At 69.8% G+C, this 14,019-nt stretch carries 10 protein-coding genes and 1 pseudogene; 4 read left to right on the forward strand and 7 right to left on the reverse strand.

Annotation, left to right across the window (positions count from 1 at the left end; genetic code table 11):
* Nucleotides 1–779, reverse strand: a 779-nt coding sequence (locus QM624_RS01800) for an ABC transporter transmembrane domain-containing protein (RefSeq protein ID WP_415088387.1), incomplete at its 3' end; no start/stop codon positions are given.
* A gap of 141 nt (nt 780–920) precedes the next feature.
* Here QM624_RS01800 and QM624_RS01805 point away from each other — a divergent pair.
* Nucleotides 921–2,294 carry a hypothetical protein gene (locus QM624_RS01805; RefSeq protein ID WP_415088388.1) on the forward strand — a complete coding sequence of 458 codons (1,374 nt, stop codon included), beginning with the start codon at nt 921–923 and terminating at the stop codon, nt 2,292–2,294.
* 175 nt (nt 2,295–2,469) lie between these two features.
* On the opposite strand, the gene cydD is transcribed toward QM624_RS01805, so the two are convergent.
* The 3 genes from cydD to QM624_RS01820 form a co-directional block, all read right to left on the reverse strand.
* Nucleotides 2,470–4,140, reverse strand: coding sequence for a thiol reductant ABC exporter subunit CydD (cydD, locus tag QM624_RS01810; protein WP_415088426.1), 1,671 nt, complete (start codon nt 4,138–4,140; stop codon nt 2,470–2,472).
* A 248-nt stretch (nt 4,141–4,388) separates the two neighbouring features.
* A complete protein-coding gene (gene cydB / locus QM624_RS01815) occupies nt 4,389–5,450 on the reverse strand; it encodes a cytochrome d ubiquinol oxidase subunit II (protein ID WP_415088389.1) in 1,062 nt (353 codons plus the stop codon).
* Between the two features lie 18 nt (nt 5,451–5,468).
* On the reverse strand, nt 5,469–7,028 hold the full coding sequence (locus tag QM624_RS01820; RefSeq protein WP_415088390.1) for a cytochrome ubiquinol oxidase subunit I: 1,560 nt from the start codon (nt 7,026–7,028) through the stop codon (nt 5,469–5,471).
* A 168-nt stretch (nt 7,029–7,196) separates the two neighbouring features.
* On the opposite strand from QM624_RS01820, the gene QM624_RS01825 reads away from it, so the two are divergent.
* The gene (locus QM624_RS01825) at nt 7,197–7,511 is read left to right on the forward strand and encodes a BlaI/MecI/CopY family transcriptional regulator (protein ID WP_415088391.1); all 315 of its coding nucleotides are present in this window, start codon (nt 7,197–7,199) and stop codon (nt 7,509–7,511) included.
* Between the two features lie 58 nt (nt 7,512–7,569).
* On the opposite strand, the gene QM624_RS01830 is transcribed toward QM624_RS01825, so the two are convergent.
* Nucleotides 7,570–9,141 (reverse strand): 5-oxoprolinase/urea amidolyase family protein, encoded by a 1,572-nt coding sequence (locus QM624_RS01830; protein ID WP_415088392.1) that lies wholly within the window; start codon nt 9,139–9,141, stop codon nt 7,570–7,572.
* Nucleotides 9,141–9,899 carry a LamB/YcsF family protein gene (locus QM624_RS01835; protein ID WP_415088394.1) on the reverse strand — a complete coding sequence of 253 codons (759 nt, stop codon included), beginning with the start codon at nt 9,897–9,899 and terminating at the stop codon, nt 9,141–9,143. The genes QM624_RS01830 and QM624_RS01835 overlap by 1 nt, the downstream gene beginning before the upstream one ends.
* Nucleotides 9,900–10,244: 345 nt before the next feature.
* Between QM624_RS01835 and QM624_RS01840 the strand changes: the two genes are divergently transcribed.
* Entirely contained in the window at nt 10,245–11,237 is a 993-nt protein-coding gene (locus QM624_RS01840; RefSeq protein ID WP_415088396.1) for an LLM class flavin-dependent oxidoreductase, read from the forward strand.
* A 254-nt stretch (nt 11,238–11,491) separates the two neighbouring features.
* Nucleotides 11,492–12,439, forward strand: a pseudogene (locus tag QM624_RS01845) (B12-binding domain-containing radical SAM protein); the annotation flags it as partial.
* 405 nt (nt 12,440–12,844) lie between these two features.
* On the opposite strand, the gene QM624_RS01850 reads toward QM624_RS01845, so the two are convergent.
* On the reverse strand, nt 12,845–13,963 hold the full coding sequence (locus tag QM624_RS01850) for an NUDIX domain-containing protein (RefSeq protein ID WP_415088397.1): 1,119 nt from the start codon (nt 13,961–13,963) through the stop codon (nt 12,845–12,847).
* Between the last annotated feature and the right edge of the window lie 56 nt (nt 13,964–14,019).

The raw sequence follows: 14,019 nt of genomic DNA on the forward strand, positions 1-14,019 counted from the left end.
ATCACCGCGGCCGCCGCGGCCAGCACCTGGCAGCCGGACGCCACCCCGCGCACCCAGGCGCCGCGTTCGTCCAGCCGGCGCAACTCGTCGTCGGCGGCCAGCACCCGGCGCAATTGTTCGTCGGCGGCACCGTAGGCGACCAGGTCGGGCGCCGTCCGGGCCAGCTCATGGACGCCGGCGGCCAGCGTGCCGCGGGCCGGTGCGGCCGCGGCGTCCCAGCGACGGGAAACCCGCTGGGCCAGGCCCGGCACGATGACGCCGCCCAGCACCGCGGAACCGAGCAGCACCAATGCCGTGGCGGGCGAGAAGGCGGCGAAGACCGCCGAGGTGGCGACGATCACCAGCGACGCCGACACCACCGGCACCACGAACCGGACCACCAGATCCTGGACGGCTTCGACATCGGCGATCACCCGGGTGAGCAGGTCGCCGCGGCGGGTGCCGAGCAGGGTGGTGCGGGCCAGGTGACTGTAGGTGCTGAGCCGCAGCGCGCTCTGCAACCGCAGCGCGACATCGTGACCGACCAGGCGTTCCAGGTAGCGGAACAGGCCGCGCGAGATGCCGAACACCCGGACGCCGATGGCCGCCACCTGCAGATAGAGCACCGGGGGGTGTTCCGCGGCGCGGGACAACAACCAGGCCGAGACCGCCATCAGCGCCACCGACGAGGCGGCGGCACCGAAGGCCAGCAGGGTGGCCAGGCCCGTTCGGGCGGCCGCCCCCGGGACCAGCCGGATCAGCCAACGCCAGCCGGAGCCGTCCGCCCGCGCCGCTGCCATGCCAGCAGGATAGGTCACCCGAGCCGGCGTCCTCCGGGGTTTGCCGTCGGCGGATCTCCGGCGCCCGGTCAGCTCTGTTCTGACCGGTTTCGGGCCCGCCCGCGAGTAGCCTGTGCCGCAACGATCCCGAGGGAGCACGTGATGAGCCAGCCGCCGAACCCGCCCGCCGGTGGATCCCCGCAGCAGCCAGGCGGCGAATGGCCGCCACGTCCCGGCGGTACCGGCGACTGGCAGAGCGACCCGACCCAGCAACTGCCCACCCCGCCGCAGTACCCGCCGACCCAGCCGTTGCCGGCCCAGCAGCCCGGTGGGCAATGGCCCGGCGAATCCTGGTCGGCGCAGTCGCCGCAGGGTCAGCCGTGGCCGGGCCAGCCGGCGCCCACCCAGCCGTTGCCCGCCCAGGAGCAGTCCTACGGTCAGAACCCGTACGGCCAGAACCCGTACGGTCAGTCGTCGTACGGGCAGAACTCGGGACAGAACGCCCCCGGCCCGTATGGGCCGCCCCAGCAGAGTCCGGCCGGTGGGTATGGGTCGGCCGGGCCGGGGTACGACGCGACGAATGCCACGCCGCCCAGCGGCCAAGGAGCCTCGGGGTACGGGCCGGGTTACGGTGCGATGGGTGCGAGCGGGCCAGGTGGCTCGGGCAGTCCTGGAAGCGGGGCCTCCGGTCCGTACGGCACCCAGGATGCCTACCCTGCGGGAGCACCGGGCACCGGTGGGCAGGGGTACGGCACGCCCGGGCAGTACGGCCCGGGTGGCGGAGGCTTCGGCACGCCACCCGGTGGCGGCTTCGGGCCCCCACCGCCGGGTGGTGGCCGCGGCCGTAACCCGGTGCCGATGATCCTCGGCATCATCGCCGTGGTGGTGGTGATCGGACTGGTCGGCTGGTTCTTCTTCCTGCGTCCGACCGGGACCGCGACGCCGTCGCCCAGTGCGCCCACGCCCACCCAGTCCTCGGTCGATCCGACGCCGTCGATCCTCGGACCCTCCAGTGCGCCGTCCACCGAACCGCCGTCCTCGACCGACCCGAGCCCGCAGCCCTCGTCGAGCGCGGCCGCACAGTGCAGCGCCGAACTGACCAAGCTGCAATGCGAGTGGGCGGTGTACCTGCGCAGTTATGTCCAGGTCGACACCTGCCGGCCGGACAGCAGCGACATTTCGCGGCAGGCGTTCCTCTGCACGGCCAACGCCCGCGCCAAGCTCCACGGCGAGGCCACCGTCGCCCTGCGTTCGGCGGTTGACTCCAAGGACCTGACCGAACTGATGGACGACTTCTTCCGCCGCGCGGGCATCCCCAAGAGCGAGATCGGATCGAACTGGAAGAAGCCCCCGGCCCACACCAACTGGTGGTACACCGACACCCCGAAGAAGATCGAAGGCAAGCTCGGCTCCGCGGCCGCCAAGGACGGCACCGGCCGCGTCGCCTGGACCTTCAGCAAGCAGCGGTTCTTCATCGAGGCGGTCTCGGACGGCGACACCGCCAAGACGATGATCGACTGGTGGGCGCGGACCTGAGTCTCCGCTCCTCCAGGTGCCCCCACTCGAAAGCCTCTCTATCTTTCGTCATCCCGGACTTGATCCGGGATCTCTCCTCGCCTGAGATCCCGGGTCGGAGCCCGGGATGACGTGAGTGATCAGCGCTTCCCTGGGTAGGGCCTAGCGGGAGTGGGAGTCGGCCGCGGCTGAGTGCCTAGCCGAGGTGCAGGACGTGGTCGGCGCGGGCGATCACGGCCGGCCGGTGCGAGACGGCGATGGTGGTGGTGCCGAGGCTGGCCACCGCGTCCAGCAGGGCGGTCTCGGTGGCGGCGTCCAGACCGGCGGTCGGTTCGTCCAGCACCAGGACGTCGGCCTGACGACGGCTGACCCGCAGCAGCGCGCGGGCGGCGGCCACCCGGCGGCGTTCGCCCGCCGACAGGCCCTCGCCGTCGTCGCCGACACCACGATTCGGGTCGAGACTGTCGCCGCCGGCAAGCCGCAGCGACTCTCGGACGGCGTCGTCCGTGGCATCCGGGGCACCCAGCCGGACGTTGTCGGCGATGGTGCCGTTGACCATGCCCGGGTTCTGCCCCACCCAGGCGATCCGGGTCCGCCGGGTGGCGGCGTCCGCGGGGAGGCCGTCGAGCAGAAAGCGTCCCGAGGCCGGACTGACGAAACCCATCAGCGCGTACAGCAGGGTGGTCTTGCCAGTACCCGAGGTGCCGGTGATCACGGTGAGCTCGCCGGTGCGTGCGGTCAGGTCGACGTCGTCCAGGACGGGTGCGGCGGCGCCCGGGTAGCGGACGGTCAGGCCGGTGATCTGGAGTAGCGGCGTAGGTGGGGGAGATCGGTCGATCACACGGGTCTCGACAGGTCCGACCGCCGAGGGGTTGGTCGCTGGGGTCTCGACAGGTTCGACCGACGAGGGCGCGCTAGAGGGCCGTTGGTCGAGCTTGTCGAAACCATCGTCCGCGGAGGTGCCCGGGGCCTGCTCGGCGCCCTCGATCAGGGCGAACGCCGACTCGGCGGCAGCCATCCCGTCCGCGGCGTCGTGGTAATGGACGCCGACCTGACGCACCGGGAGGTAGACCTCGGGGGCCAGGATCAGCACGAAGAAGGCGGTGGTCAGGTCGACCTCGTGGAAGACCACCCGGAAGCCGATCGCGACGGCGACGATCGCCACCGAGAGGCTGGCCAGCAGTTCCAGCACCAGCGCGGACAGGAACGAGATCCGCAGCGTCCCCATGGTCTCCCGGCGGTGGGCGGCTTCTGAGCGGCGCAGCCCTTCGGCCTGGGCGCGGGCGCGTCCGAACACCTGCAGGGTGGGCAGCCCGGCGACCAGATCGGCGAAGTGCCCGGCGAGCCGGGTCTGCACCCGCCAGCGCTTCCGCGTCCGGGCCTCTGTGGTCCAGCCGACCAGCGCCATGAAGAGCGGGATCAGCGGCAGGGTGACGGCCACGATGATGGCCGAGGTGAGGTCGGAGGTGAGGATCGCGACGCCGATGATCAGCGGCACGGTGACCGCCAGCAGTAACTGCGGCAGGTACTTGGAGTAGTAGCCGTCGAGGGCGTCCAGGCCCTGGGTGAGCAGTGTCACCAGAGACGCGGTGGACGGCTCGGGTCGCACCGGATCGACCAACCGGGCGGCGAGGACGTCGCGGCGCAACCGTGACTTGACCGCGGCCGACGCGCGTTGGGCGAGCCACTGGTTGAGCCAGGCCAGGATCGCCTTCCCGGCGAACGCCCCCACCAGCATCGGCACCGCCCAGGTCAGGACGCCGAGCGCGTGCGTCTCGAAGATGTTCCCCAGCGCCGACGACAGTGCCCAGGCCTGGACGATGGTGAGCACCGCGGTCGCCGACCCGACCGCAACCCCGGCGACCAGGTACCGCAGCGTGGCGCGTCCGCGCCGCAACAATCGTGGATCGAGCGGACCGCGGCGGCGGGCATCGGTGCTGCCGGACGTCGTGCTCACCCGGCCATCCTTGCGCATCCCCGGTAGCCGGTGTTCCGTGGACCCCGCACGCCAAGGCCCTCCCTAACTATCTCTGCCCTCCCGCATGCGGGAGGGCAGAGATAGTTAGGGAGGGGCATACGGAGTATGCAACCCAAACCCGGCCGGCGGACGCCGGGTCAGGCCACCGGCTCGGGGGCGTGTGCGTCGTCCGGGATGTTCTTGGTGGAGAGCCGACGGCGGAACACCCAGTAGGTCCAGCCCTGGTAGGCGAGCACGATCGGGACGAAGAAGGCCGCCGTCCAGGTCATGATCGTCAGCGTTGTGGGGCTGGCGGACGCCGTCACGATGTTCAGCGGGGTCGCGGCGGCCGCGGAGTTGTCGAAGCCGAGGTCGGGGTACATCCGCAGGAAGATGCTGATCCCGATCACCACGGTCGCCACGGCCGTGCCGACGAACGCCCAGCCGTCGCGGTCGGCGCGCACCATGTACCAGGCCATCGCCAGGCCCGCGGCGGCGACCAGGGCGAGGATCCATCCGGACGCCCCAGTTCCGTAGGCGAGGTTCGACCACAGCAGCCAGACGGCGCCGCCACCGATCGCGCCCAGACCGAGCCGTTCGGCGAACAGCTTGGCCCGCTCATGGACCTCACCACGGGTCTTCAGAGCGATGAAGATCGCGCCGTGGAACAGGAACAGCACCACGAAGACCAGGCCGCCGAGCAGCGCGAACGGGCTGAACAGCGACCAGAATCCGCCGGTGAAGACGTGCACGCTGGCACGTCCCTCGGCGACCGCCACCGGCATCCCGATGACGAAATTGGAGAACCCGACGCCGAGCACGAAGGGCACCACGAACGAGCCGATCGAGGCACCCCGGTCCCAGCGGTACTTCCAGGACTGCTCGGGCCGCTTGGCCCGGTACTCGAAGGCCAGCCCGCGCACGATCAGCGCGAGCAGGATCAGGAAGAACGGCAGGTACATCGCCGAGAACAGGGTGGCGTACCAGCCTGGGAAGGCGGCGAACATGGCACCGCCGGCGGTGATCAGCCACACCTCGTTGCCGTCCCAGAGCGGGCCGATGGTGTTCACCACGACGCGTCGCTCCTTGTCGTTGCGGCCCAGGTAGGGGATCAGCATGCCGACGCCGAAGTCGAAGCCTTCGAGCACCAGGAAGCCGATCCAGAGCACGGCGACCAGTCCGAACCAGACCAGCTGCAGGGTGGAGGGTTCCATAGTCATCACGCACACACCCCTTTCTCAGTAGGCGAAGGACAGGACGTCGTCATCGTCGGTTATCTGTTGCACCGGTTCCACCTCGGGCAGCCCCAGCTTGATGTACTTCAGCATCAGCCCGACCTCGACCACCGCCAGGGCGCCGTAGACCAGGGTGTAGCCGATCACGCTGATCAGCATCTCGGTCGCCGTCACCCCTGGTGAGATGCCGGCCATGGTGGGTAAGACCCCGGACACCAGCCACGGTTGGCGCCCCATCTCGGTGAAGATCCAGCCGAACGAGTTGGCGAACAGCGGACCCAGCGTCATCGCGATCATCAGCAACGTCCAGATGATGTGGTTCGGTGGCAGCTTGCCCTTGCGCAGGAACCACAACAGCAGCACCGCCACACCCACCGCCGCCATGCCGAGGCCGATCATCAGCCGGAAGCTCCAGTAGGTGACCGGGATGATCGGGGTCACGGTGTCCACACCCCAGGCCTTCATGTGTTCGGCGTAGGCCTGCTGCAGGGTGTTGTCGGGGTCGACCAGCTGACCCTGGGCATGGGCTTCTTTCAGCTCGTTGATGCCCTGCACCTTGCCGTCCCAGGTGCCGGTGGCCAGGAACGACAGCAGGTTCGGCACCTCGATCGCGAACAGCGGGCGGGAGCCGTCCAGGGTGCCGATGGTCAGGATCGAGAACGGGGCACCGGTGCCGTCGCCGCCGGCGGTTTCGTAGAGCGCTTCGGCGGCGGCCATCTTCATCGGCTGCACTTCGGTCATCACCTTGCCGGATTCGTCACCGGTCAGGGTGAGTCCGACGCCGGAGACCAGCATCGCGATCGCCGCGAAGGTGGCTGCGAAGCGGTGCGCGGCCACGCTGTTGTCGTGCTTCTCGGTGCGTTTGGCTGCTTCTTCGTCGGACGCCGCGTCCGGCTCAGCCTTGGACGACTCGGCCTCGTCGGACGGCTTGCGGTTCAGCTTCGACAGGTGCCAGCCGGAGACGGCGGCGACCAGCGCGGACGCGGTCAGCCAGGACGCCATCAAAGTGTGCGGCAATGCCCACAGCATTACCGGGTTGGTCAGTACGGCGCCGAAGTCGGCCATCTCGGCGCGGTCGGTGACCGGGTTGTAGACGCCGCCCTGCGGGTTCTGCATGAACGAGTTGGCGGCCAGGATGAAGATCGCGCTCAGGTTGGTGCCGATGGCGACCATCCAGATGCAGGCGGCGTGAATCTTCTGCGGCAGCCGGTCCCAGCCGAAGATCCACAGGCCGAGGAAGACGGACTCCATGAAGAACGCCAGCAGCGCCTCGAGCGCCAGCGGCGCGCCGAAGATGTCGCCGACGAACCGGGAGTACTCGCTCCAGTTCATGCCGAACTGGAATTCCTGGACGATGCCGGTGACCACGCCCATGGCGAAGTTGATCAGGAAGAGCTTGCCGTAGAACTTGGTCAGCCTCAGGTACTTGTCGTTGCCCGAGCGCACCCACAGCGTCTGGAAGATGGCGACGATGAACGACAACGCCAGCGTGATGGGTACGAAAAACCAGTGATAAACGGTAGTGATGCCGAACTGCCACCGAGCGATCGTGACCGGATCCATGCGGGCAATGTACCTCGTCGACACCCTGCTCGGTCCCTCGGATGGGTGACTCGTCCCACAACTGGTCGAGTCTGTGCGCAAGCGAGCGGCGATGGCTGCCCGAAGGAACTTTGGACGAGATGTACTACAACCTGTCGTAGATGCGCGATTGGGGCATAGGATGCATCCATGCCGGTGTTAGGCGAGCTGGAACAGGCCGTGATGGAGGTGCTGTGGGAGAGCCCCACGGCGCTACCGGTGCGTGAGGTTCAAGCGGCGCTGGCCGACGACCGCGAACTGGCGTACACGACCGTGATGACCGTGATGGACCGGCTGGCGAAAAAGGGCCAGCTGCTGCGTGAACTCGAAGGTCGTGCGTGGCGCTACCGGCCCGCGCAGTCCTGGGTCGAGCTGGTCAGCGACGAGATCGTGGCACTGCTGGCCACCGGGACGTCCGAGCAGCAGCACGCGGTTCTCGACCAGGTGCGCGGACGGGTCCGCTGAGTTCTGCGTTTGTGCCTGGTCTAGGTTGCCCAGTACCTCACCCGAGGTTTCCAGTACCTCACCCGAGGTGCTGCTCCGCGCGCCGGAAGCGGACCCAATCGCCCGGCCGGGCCTGGGCCAGGGCGTCGTTGGCGGCTTCGGTCAGTACGCCGACCACGGGATAGCCGCCGGTGACCGGATGGTCGGCACCGAAGATCACCGGCCGCCCATCGGGTGGCACCTGGATACTGCCCCGAACCATCGGCTCGCTGGGCAGTTCGCGTCCGGCCAGTTCCGGACGCCGTCGCAGCGGCTCGCCCAATACGCGGACGCCGACCCGATCGCTGTGCTCGGAGAGCCGCCAGCGCCGTCCGAACAGTTCCGAGGGATCGGCCAGCCAGTCGGATCGTGGTCCGGGGAGCACGTCGAGGCGTCGCTCGGCCTCCGGGAGCGGTGCGCGGGGCACGCTGTCGACGTTCAGCAGCCGGATGGGTGCCGCGCCGACCGCGAGCCGGTCACCCGCGGTCAGCCGCGGCGGTCCGAGGCCGGAGAGTGTGTCACTGCTTGCCGAGCCCAGCGCCGGCGGCACCTCGAAGCCGCCGGCGACCGCCAGATAGCTGCGCAGCCGGGCGGAGGGGACGCCCAATCGCAGGGTCTGGCCGGGCCTGAGGTAGACGGGTCCGGCATGGGTGACCGGACGTCCGTCGACGGTGGGCGAGCAGTCGGCCCCGGTGATCGCCAACAGGCAACTGGACGCCGCGCGCAGCGCCAGCCCGCCGAGGGTTATCTCCAAAGCTGCCGCGCCCGAGGGGTTGCCGACCAGCCGGTTGGCCAGCCGATACGACGCCCGATCAGCCGCTCCCGACGCAGACACACCCACCGCCGCATAACCCGGACGTCCCTCGTCGACGAACAGCGTGAGGGGCCCGGCGGCCAGCACCGTCAATGCGCCCCGCCTATCGAGACTGGCTGCCCGTTGGTCGAGCTTGTCGAGACCTCTGTCGGGACCCTTCTGATCGACGGCGCGGAACCGCACCCGGCCACCGGGCTGCAGCAGCGCGGGCGGGGTGCGGTCGGCGTCCCACAGTGTGACGTCGGTGCTGCCGATCAACTGCCAACCGCCGGGGGAGGCGCGCGGGTAGATGCCGCTGAACGGGCCGGCCAGACCCACTGCGCCGGGCGGCACCCGGGTCCGCGGCTCGGCACGCCGCGGCACCTGCAGCCGCTCGTCACCGTCGACCAGATAGGCGAAGCCGGGGGCGAATCCACCGAAGGCGACCGTCCAATCACGGCCGGTGTGCGCGGCGATCACCTCGTCCGGTGTCAGCCCGGTGAGTCGGGCGACCTCGGCCAGGTCCTCGCCGTCGTAGCGGACGTCGATCTCGACCGGTTCGTCGCGGCCGGTCGGGCCGGTGGCGGGATCCAGCCCGGGCAGCAGTGCGGTCACCGCGTCACGGACACCGGTGAGGCTGTCAGGGTCGTCCACGCTGAGCAGCACGGTGGTGGCGGCCGGCACCACATCACGGACGGCGCCGAACGCGCCGCGTCCGGCCAGCGAAGCCAGCGCCGTCCGCAGTGCGATTGCGGCGTCCAGGCCGTCGACCTCGATCAGCAGCGCACGTTCACCGCAGGGCAGCAGCCGGCCGTCCATCAGGCGAAGGCCCGCACCTCGACGCCGGCGGTTTCCAGCGCCTGCCGCACCCGGCGCGCCATGGCCACGGCCCCCGGCGAATCGCCATGGGTGCACAGCGATTCGGCCCGCATCGGCACCTCGGTGCCGTCCACGGCCGTGATCACTTCGTCGCTGACCAGCCGGATCACCCGGGCTGCGGCGACGTCCGGATCGTCGATCAGATCGCCCGGCTGGCCGCGCGGCACCAGCGTGCCCGCGGGGGTGTAGCCACGGTCGACGAACGCCTCGGTCACCGTGCGCAGGCCGGCCGCGCGGGCCTGGTCGAGCAGCACGCCGCCGGGCAGTCCGAGGATGGGCAGTCCGGGGTCGAAGGCGACGACGGCGCTCACCACGGCGCGGGCATGGACCTCGTGATGAACCACCGTGTTGTACAGGGCGCCGTGCGGCTTCAGGTAGGCCAGAGTCGTGCCCGCGGCGACGCACATGGCCTGCAGAGCGCCCAGTTGATAGAGCACATCGGCCCGCAGCTCGGCCTCGGAACAGTCCAGGAAGCGGCGCCCGAAGCCGGCCAGGTCGCGGTAGGAGACCTGGGCGCCGATCCGGACGCCACGGCTCGCAGCCAGCGCGCAGGTGCGTTCCAGAGTGAGTGGATCGCCGGCATGAAACCCGCAGGCCACATTGGCGCTGGTGACGATCTCGAGCATCGCGTCGTCGTCGCCGAGCCGCCACCCGCCGAACGATTCACCCAGATCGGCATTGAGATCGACCGCCGCCATGGCGCAAACCCTACTGGCGATCTGTCTGAAATCGACCCCAGAGTGGAGGTGCCGACGCGCTGCCCACGGCTCAGGACACGTCGGGGAGACGCCGTCTCTGGGGTCGATTTCAGACACCTGCCCGGGTAGTACCTCCGTTGGTCGAGCTTGTCGAGACCTCTGCTGGCGGGATCGCGCGCCACTGGCGCTCTGCAAAGCGCCAGTGACGCCCGTTGTCGCCAGTCACTCGGAGGGTTTCGACAAGCTCAACCCGCAAGCGTCGACAAGCTTGGCTAGCGGTGGCGCGTCGACACGGGCAACCGGTGGTGGGGAATGTTCCCCGGGCCGGTCACTGTTACTCCGGTCGTGACCGACGTGACGCAACCGAACGATGTACCGCTCTCCATCCTCGACCTGGCTCAGGTGTTGTCCGGTGAGTCCGTCGCCGACGGTCTGGCCGCGACCGTGTCATTGGCGCGGAACGCGGAGCGCTGGGGTTATCGCCGGGTCTGGTACGCGGAGCATCACAACATGCCGACCATCGCGTCGTCAGCGACCGCGGTGCTGATTGCCCATGTCGCGGCGCACACCTCGACGATCCGGCTGGGTGCCGGCGGGGTGATGCTGCCCAACCATGCGCCGCTGGTGATCGCCGAACAATTCGGCACGCTGGCCGAACTGCATCCAGACCGGATCGACCTCGGTTTGGGCCGGGCGCCCGGCACCGATCAGACCACCGTCCGTGCGTTGCGCCGCACGCCGGGCGCGGCGGACACCTTCCCGTCCGACGTCCAGGAGTTGCAGGGCTTCCTCGGCGAATCGATCATCGCCGGGGTCGCCGCGACCCCGGGCGCAGGCACGAAGGTGCCGCTGTTCATCCTCGGCTCGTCGATGTTCGGCGCCCAGTTGGCCGCCGCGCTCGGCTTGCCGTATGCGTTCGCCTCGCACTTCGCCCCGGACGCCCTGGAGGCCGCGGTGGCCACCTACCGGCGCGACTTCCAGCCCTCGCAACAGCTGGCCGAGCCGTATGTGATCGCCGGCGCGGGGGTGATCGCCGCCGACACCGAGGACGAGGCCCGGCGGCTGTTCGAACTGACCCGGCGGGCCCGGGTCAAGACCTTCCTGGGTCGCGGGCGGACCCTCACCGATGACGACGTCGAGTTGCTGCTGGAGGGTCCCGGCGGTGCCCAGGTCGACCACATGCTGCGCTACACCGGCGTCGGCACCGGTCCGCAGGTACGGGACTGGATGCGCCGGTTCGCCGTCCATGCCGACGCCGACGAGCTGATCCTGGTGTCGTCCGCGGTCGATCGGACGGCCGCCGTCCGTGCGCTTGAGTTGGTCGCCCCGGCCGGCTGACTGCAGACCTCGTTGGTCGAGCCTTTCGGGACCTGAACGTGGGCAGCGCCTGTAGCGGTTTCGACAAGCTCAACCAGCGGTGGTGGCGTTGACCAGCGCACTCGGTAGTCAGGCGAGCACGGATGGTGGCGTGCGAACTGCGACCGCGGGCCGGTCGGACGCGGAATCGGAGGCGTGCGGGCGGACGGCAAAGGGCCGCCGGGTAGACGTCACAGCGGGTGTCGTCCGGTGTGATCGGGGACATGCGCGTCACGATGATCCTGCCGGCCCTCACCGAGGCGACCAGTCCGTTCTTCCGGCCGGTGAAGTACAGCCTGTTCCCGCCGCTGGGCCTGGCCACGCTGGCCGGCTATCTCCACCCCGATGACGAGGTCACCCTGCTCGACGAGCATGTCGAGAAGGTGCCGCTCGACGACGTCCCCGACCTGGTCGTGATTCAGGTGTACATCACGTCGGCGCGCCGCTCGTACGAGATCGCCGACCACTATCGCGCTCTCGGCGTGCACGTCTGCATGGGCGGGCTGCACCCGACCTCGCTGCCCGACGAAGCGGCCGAGCATGCCGACACCGTGATCCTCGGCCCCGGTGAGGGAGTGTTCCCACGGTTCCTGGCCGACTTCCGAGCCGGACGTGCCCAGCCGCGCTACGAGGGCGGCGACCGAAGCCTGCAGGGCATCGCACCGATCCGGCGCGACCTGATCAAGCGGCACCTGTACCTGGTGCCCAACTCGCTGACGATCTCCCGCGGCTGCCCGCACAAATGCGACTTCTGCTACGTGGCCGGCTTCTTCAAAGACGGCGTCCGGTTCTACACCCAATCGGTGGACGCCGCCCTGGCCGAGATCGAAGCGCTGCCCGGACGGCATCTCTACTTCCTGGACGATCACCTGTTCGGCAATCCGCGCTTCGCCGCCGACCTGTTCCGCGGCATGCGCGGCATGAACCGGCTCTTCCAGGGTGCGGCGACGGTGCGATCGCTGCTGCAACCGGGCCTGCTGGAACTCGCGGCCGAAGCGGGGCTGCGCAGCATTTTCGTCGGCTTCGAGACGCTGTCGCCGGCAAACCTCGCGCAGGCCAGCAAGCAGCACAACATCGGCCGGGACTACGCCGCCGCCATCCGCCGGGCCCACGACCTCGGTGTCATGGTGAACGGCAGCTTCGTGTTCGGCCTGGACGATGACGGTCCGGACGTCTTCGCCCGCACCGTCGACTGGGCGGTCCAGCAGGGCATCGAGACCGCCACCTTCCACATCGCCACGCCGTATCCGAGCACCCCCTACTACGAGCAGATCGCGGGTCAGGGACGGCTGCTGCACCAGGACTGGAGCCGCTACGACACCCGGCATGCGGTGTTCCGTCCTGCCCGGATGAGTCCGGAACAGCTGGAGGAGGGCTACTGGAACGCCTACCGCGACTTCTATTCGTGGGCGAACATCGCTCGCGGCTCGAGTGCTCACGACGGCTGGGAGGGACGGCTGCGGCACTTCGGCTACGCGGTCGGCTGGAAGAAGCTCGAGCCGCTGTGGGACGTGGTGATCAGGGCGAAGCGGATCGGCGCCATGCGGCCCGCGCTGGAGCGCATCCTCGCCGGACGCGATGCGCCGCGGTCAGCGCAGGAATCCGGCGATGCCGTCCCGACGAGCCAGGAAACCGGCCAGCGCCCGCTCGGTGCGCTCCGGCTCACCCTGCGCGGCCAGGTTCCGCATGCCCTCGTCACCACGCCGGACGGCCTCGCGGATCCCGTCGATGGCCAGCTGCACGCGGGGCCGGACGGCGTCCAATACGGTGAGCGGGTCGGTGCCGTAGCTGTCGGCGAAGATCCGCAGCCGTCGGGCGGCGTCTTCGTCGGGGAGCGGGCGGAAGAGCGGGATCGCCGTCCAAGCGGTATGACCCAGGTCGCAGACCGGATCGGACGGCCCGGCCAGGTCCCAGTCGAACACCCCGGCCACCTCGTCGCCGTCGAAGGCGACGTTGTACGGGGCGACGTCGTTGTGGGTGATCAGGCTCGGCGCGTCCACCCCGAAGAACCGCCACGGGCCGGGGTGGTCGAAGCCGGACGCCGCCGTGTGCAGCGCGCGTAGCCAGCTGCCGAGAGCTGCCAGCCGGGCGTCGGTGAGCACCTCGGCGTTCACGTCGAGGACCGCACCGGGCAGGTAGTCGAGCACTTCCCGTCCGCGTCCGTCGATGCCGTGCACCCGCGGGACGGCCGGTAGCCCGGTCTCGGCGAGGTGGCCGAGCAGGGCATGCACGGCGGGCGTCCACGGCCCGGTCGGACGCCGCACCGTCGCCCCGATCCGGACGGCGCCGCCGACATTGCCGCCCGGCAGCTTCTCGCCGTCCAGCAGCACCTCGCACAGTTCGGCCAGGAACGGACGGTCAGGTTCCAGCCAGTCGACATCGTCCAGTTGCTCGGGAGTCAGCCAGCGCAGCGCGTCATGTTCCTTGCCGGACGGCTCGCCGTCGGCCAGCGTGCACAGCGCCACCCGCAACTCCAGCGCGCGTCCGCGGTCGCGGCCCCGGACCGCACCGGTCAGCCACGACTCCACCCGGACGACGCAACCCAGTTCCTCGGCAATCTCCCTCACCAGGGCACCCTCCGGGGATTCGCCGGGATCGACTTTGCCGCCAGGAAATTCCCACCGTCCGGCCTCAGCGGCAGGGTAGCTGCGCCGGGCGGCCAGCACGCACCCATGCCGGACGATCGCCGCACCCACCACGCTGATCACCCGCCGACCCTATCCAGCCGACGGCCGGACCGGTCACACCGGTGGAACGACGGGGA

Origin of the sequence: Micropruina sp. (assembly GCF_047606365.1) — a bacterium.
Taxonomy (GTDB): Bacteria; Actinomycetota; Actinomycetes; order Propionibacteriales; family Propionibacteriaceae; genus Micropruina.

Excerpts from the sequence above, each read along its gene's own strand:
- QM624_RS01825 (WP_415088391.1), top strand. The coding sequence starts at position 7,197 with ATGCCGGTGTTAGGCGAGCTGGAACAGGCCGTGATGGAGGTGCTGTGG.
- QM624_RS01835 (WP_415088394.1), bottom strand. The coding sequence starts at position 9,899 with ATGGCGGCGGTCGATCTCAATGCCGATCTGGGTGAATCGTTCGGCGGG.
- QM624_RS01820 (WP_415088390.1), bottom strand. The coding sequence starts at position 7,028 with ATGGATCCGGTCACGATCGCTCGGTGGCAGTTCGGCATCACTACCGTT.
- QM624_RS01805 (WP_415088388.1), top strand. The coding sequence starts at position 921 with ATGAGCCAGCCGCCGAACCCGCCCGCCGGTGGATCCCCGCAGCAGCCA.
- QM624_RS01830 (WP_415088392.1), bottom strand. The coding sequence starts at position 9,141 with ATGGACGGCCGGCTGCTGCCCTGCGGTGAACGTGCGCTGCTGATCGAG.
- cydB (WP_415088389.1), bottom strand. The coding sequence starts at position 5,450 with ATGACTATGGAACCCTCCACCCTGCAGCTGGTCTGGTTCGGACTGGTC.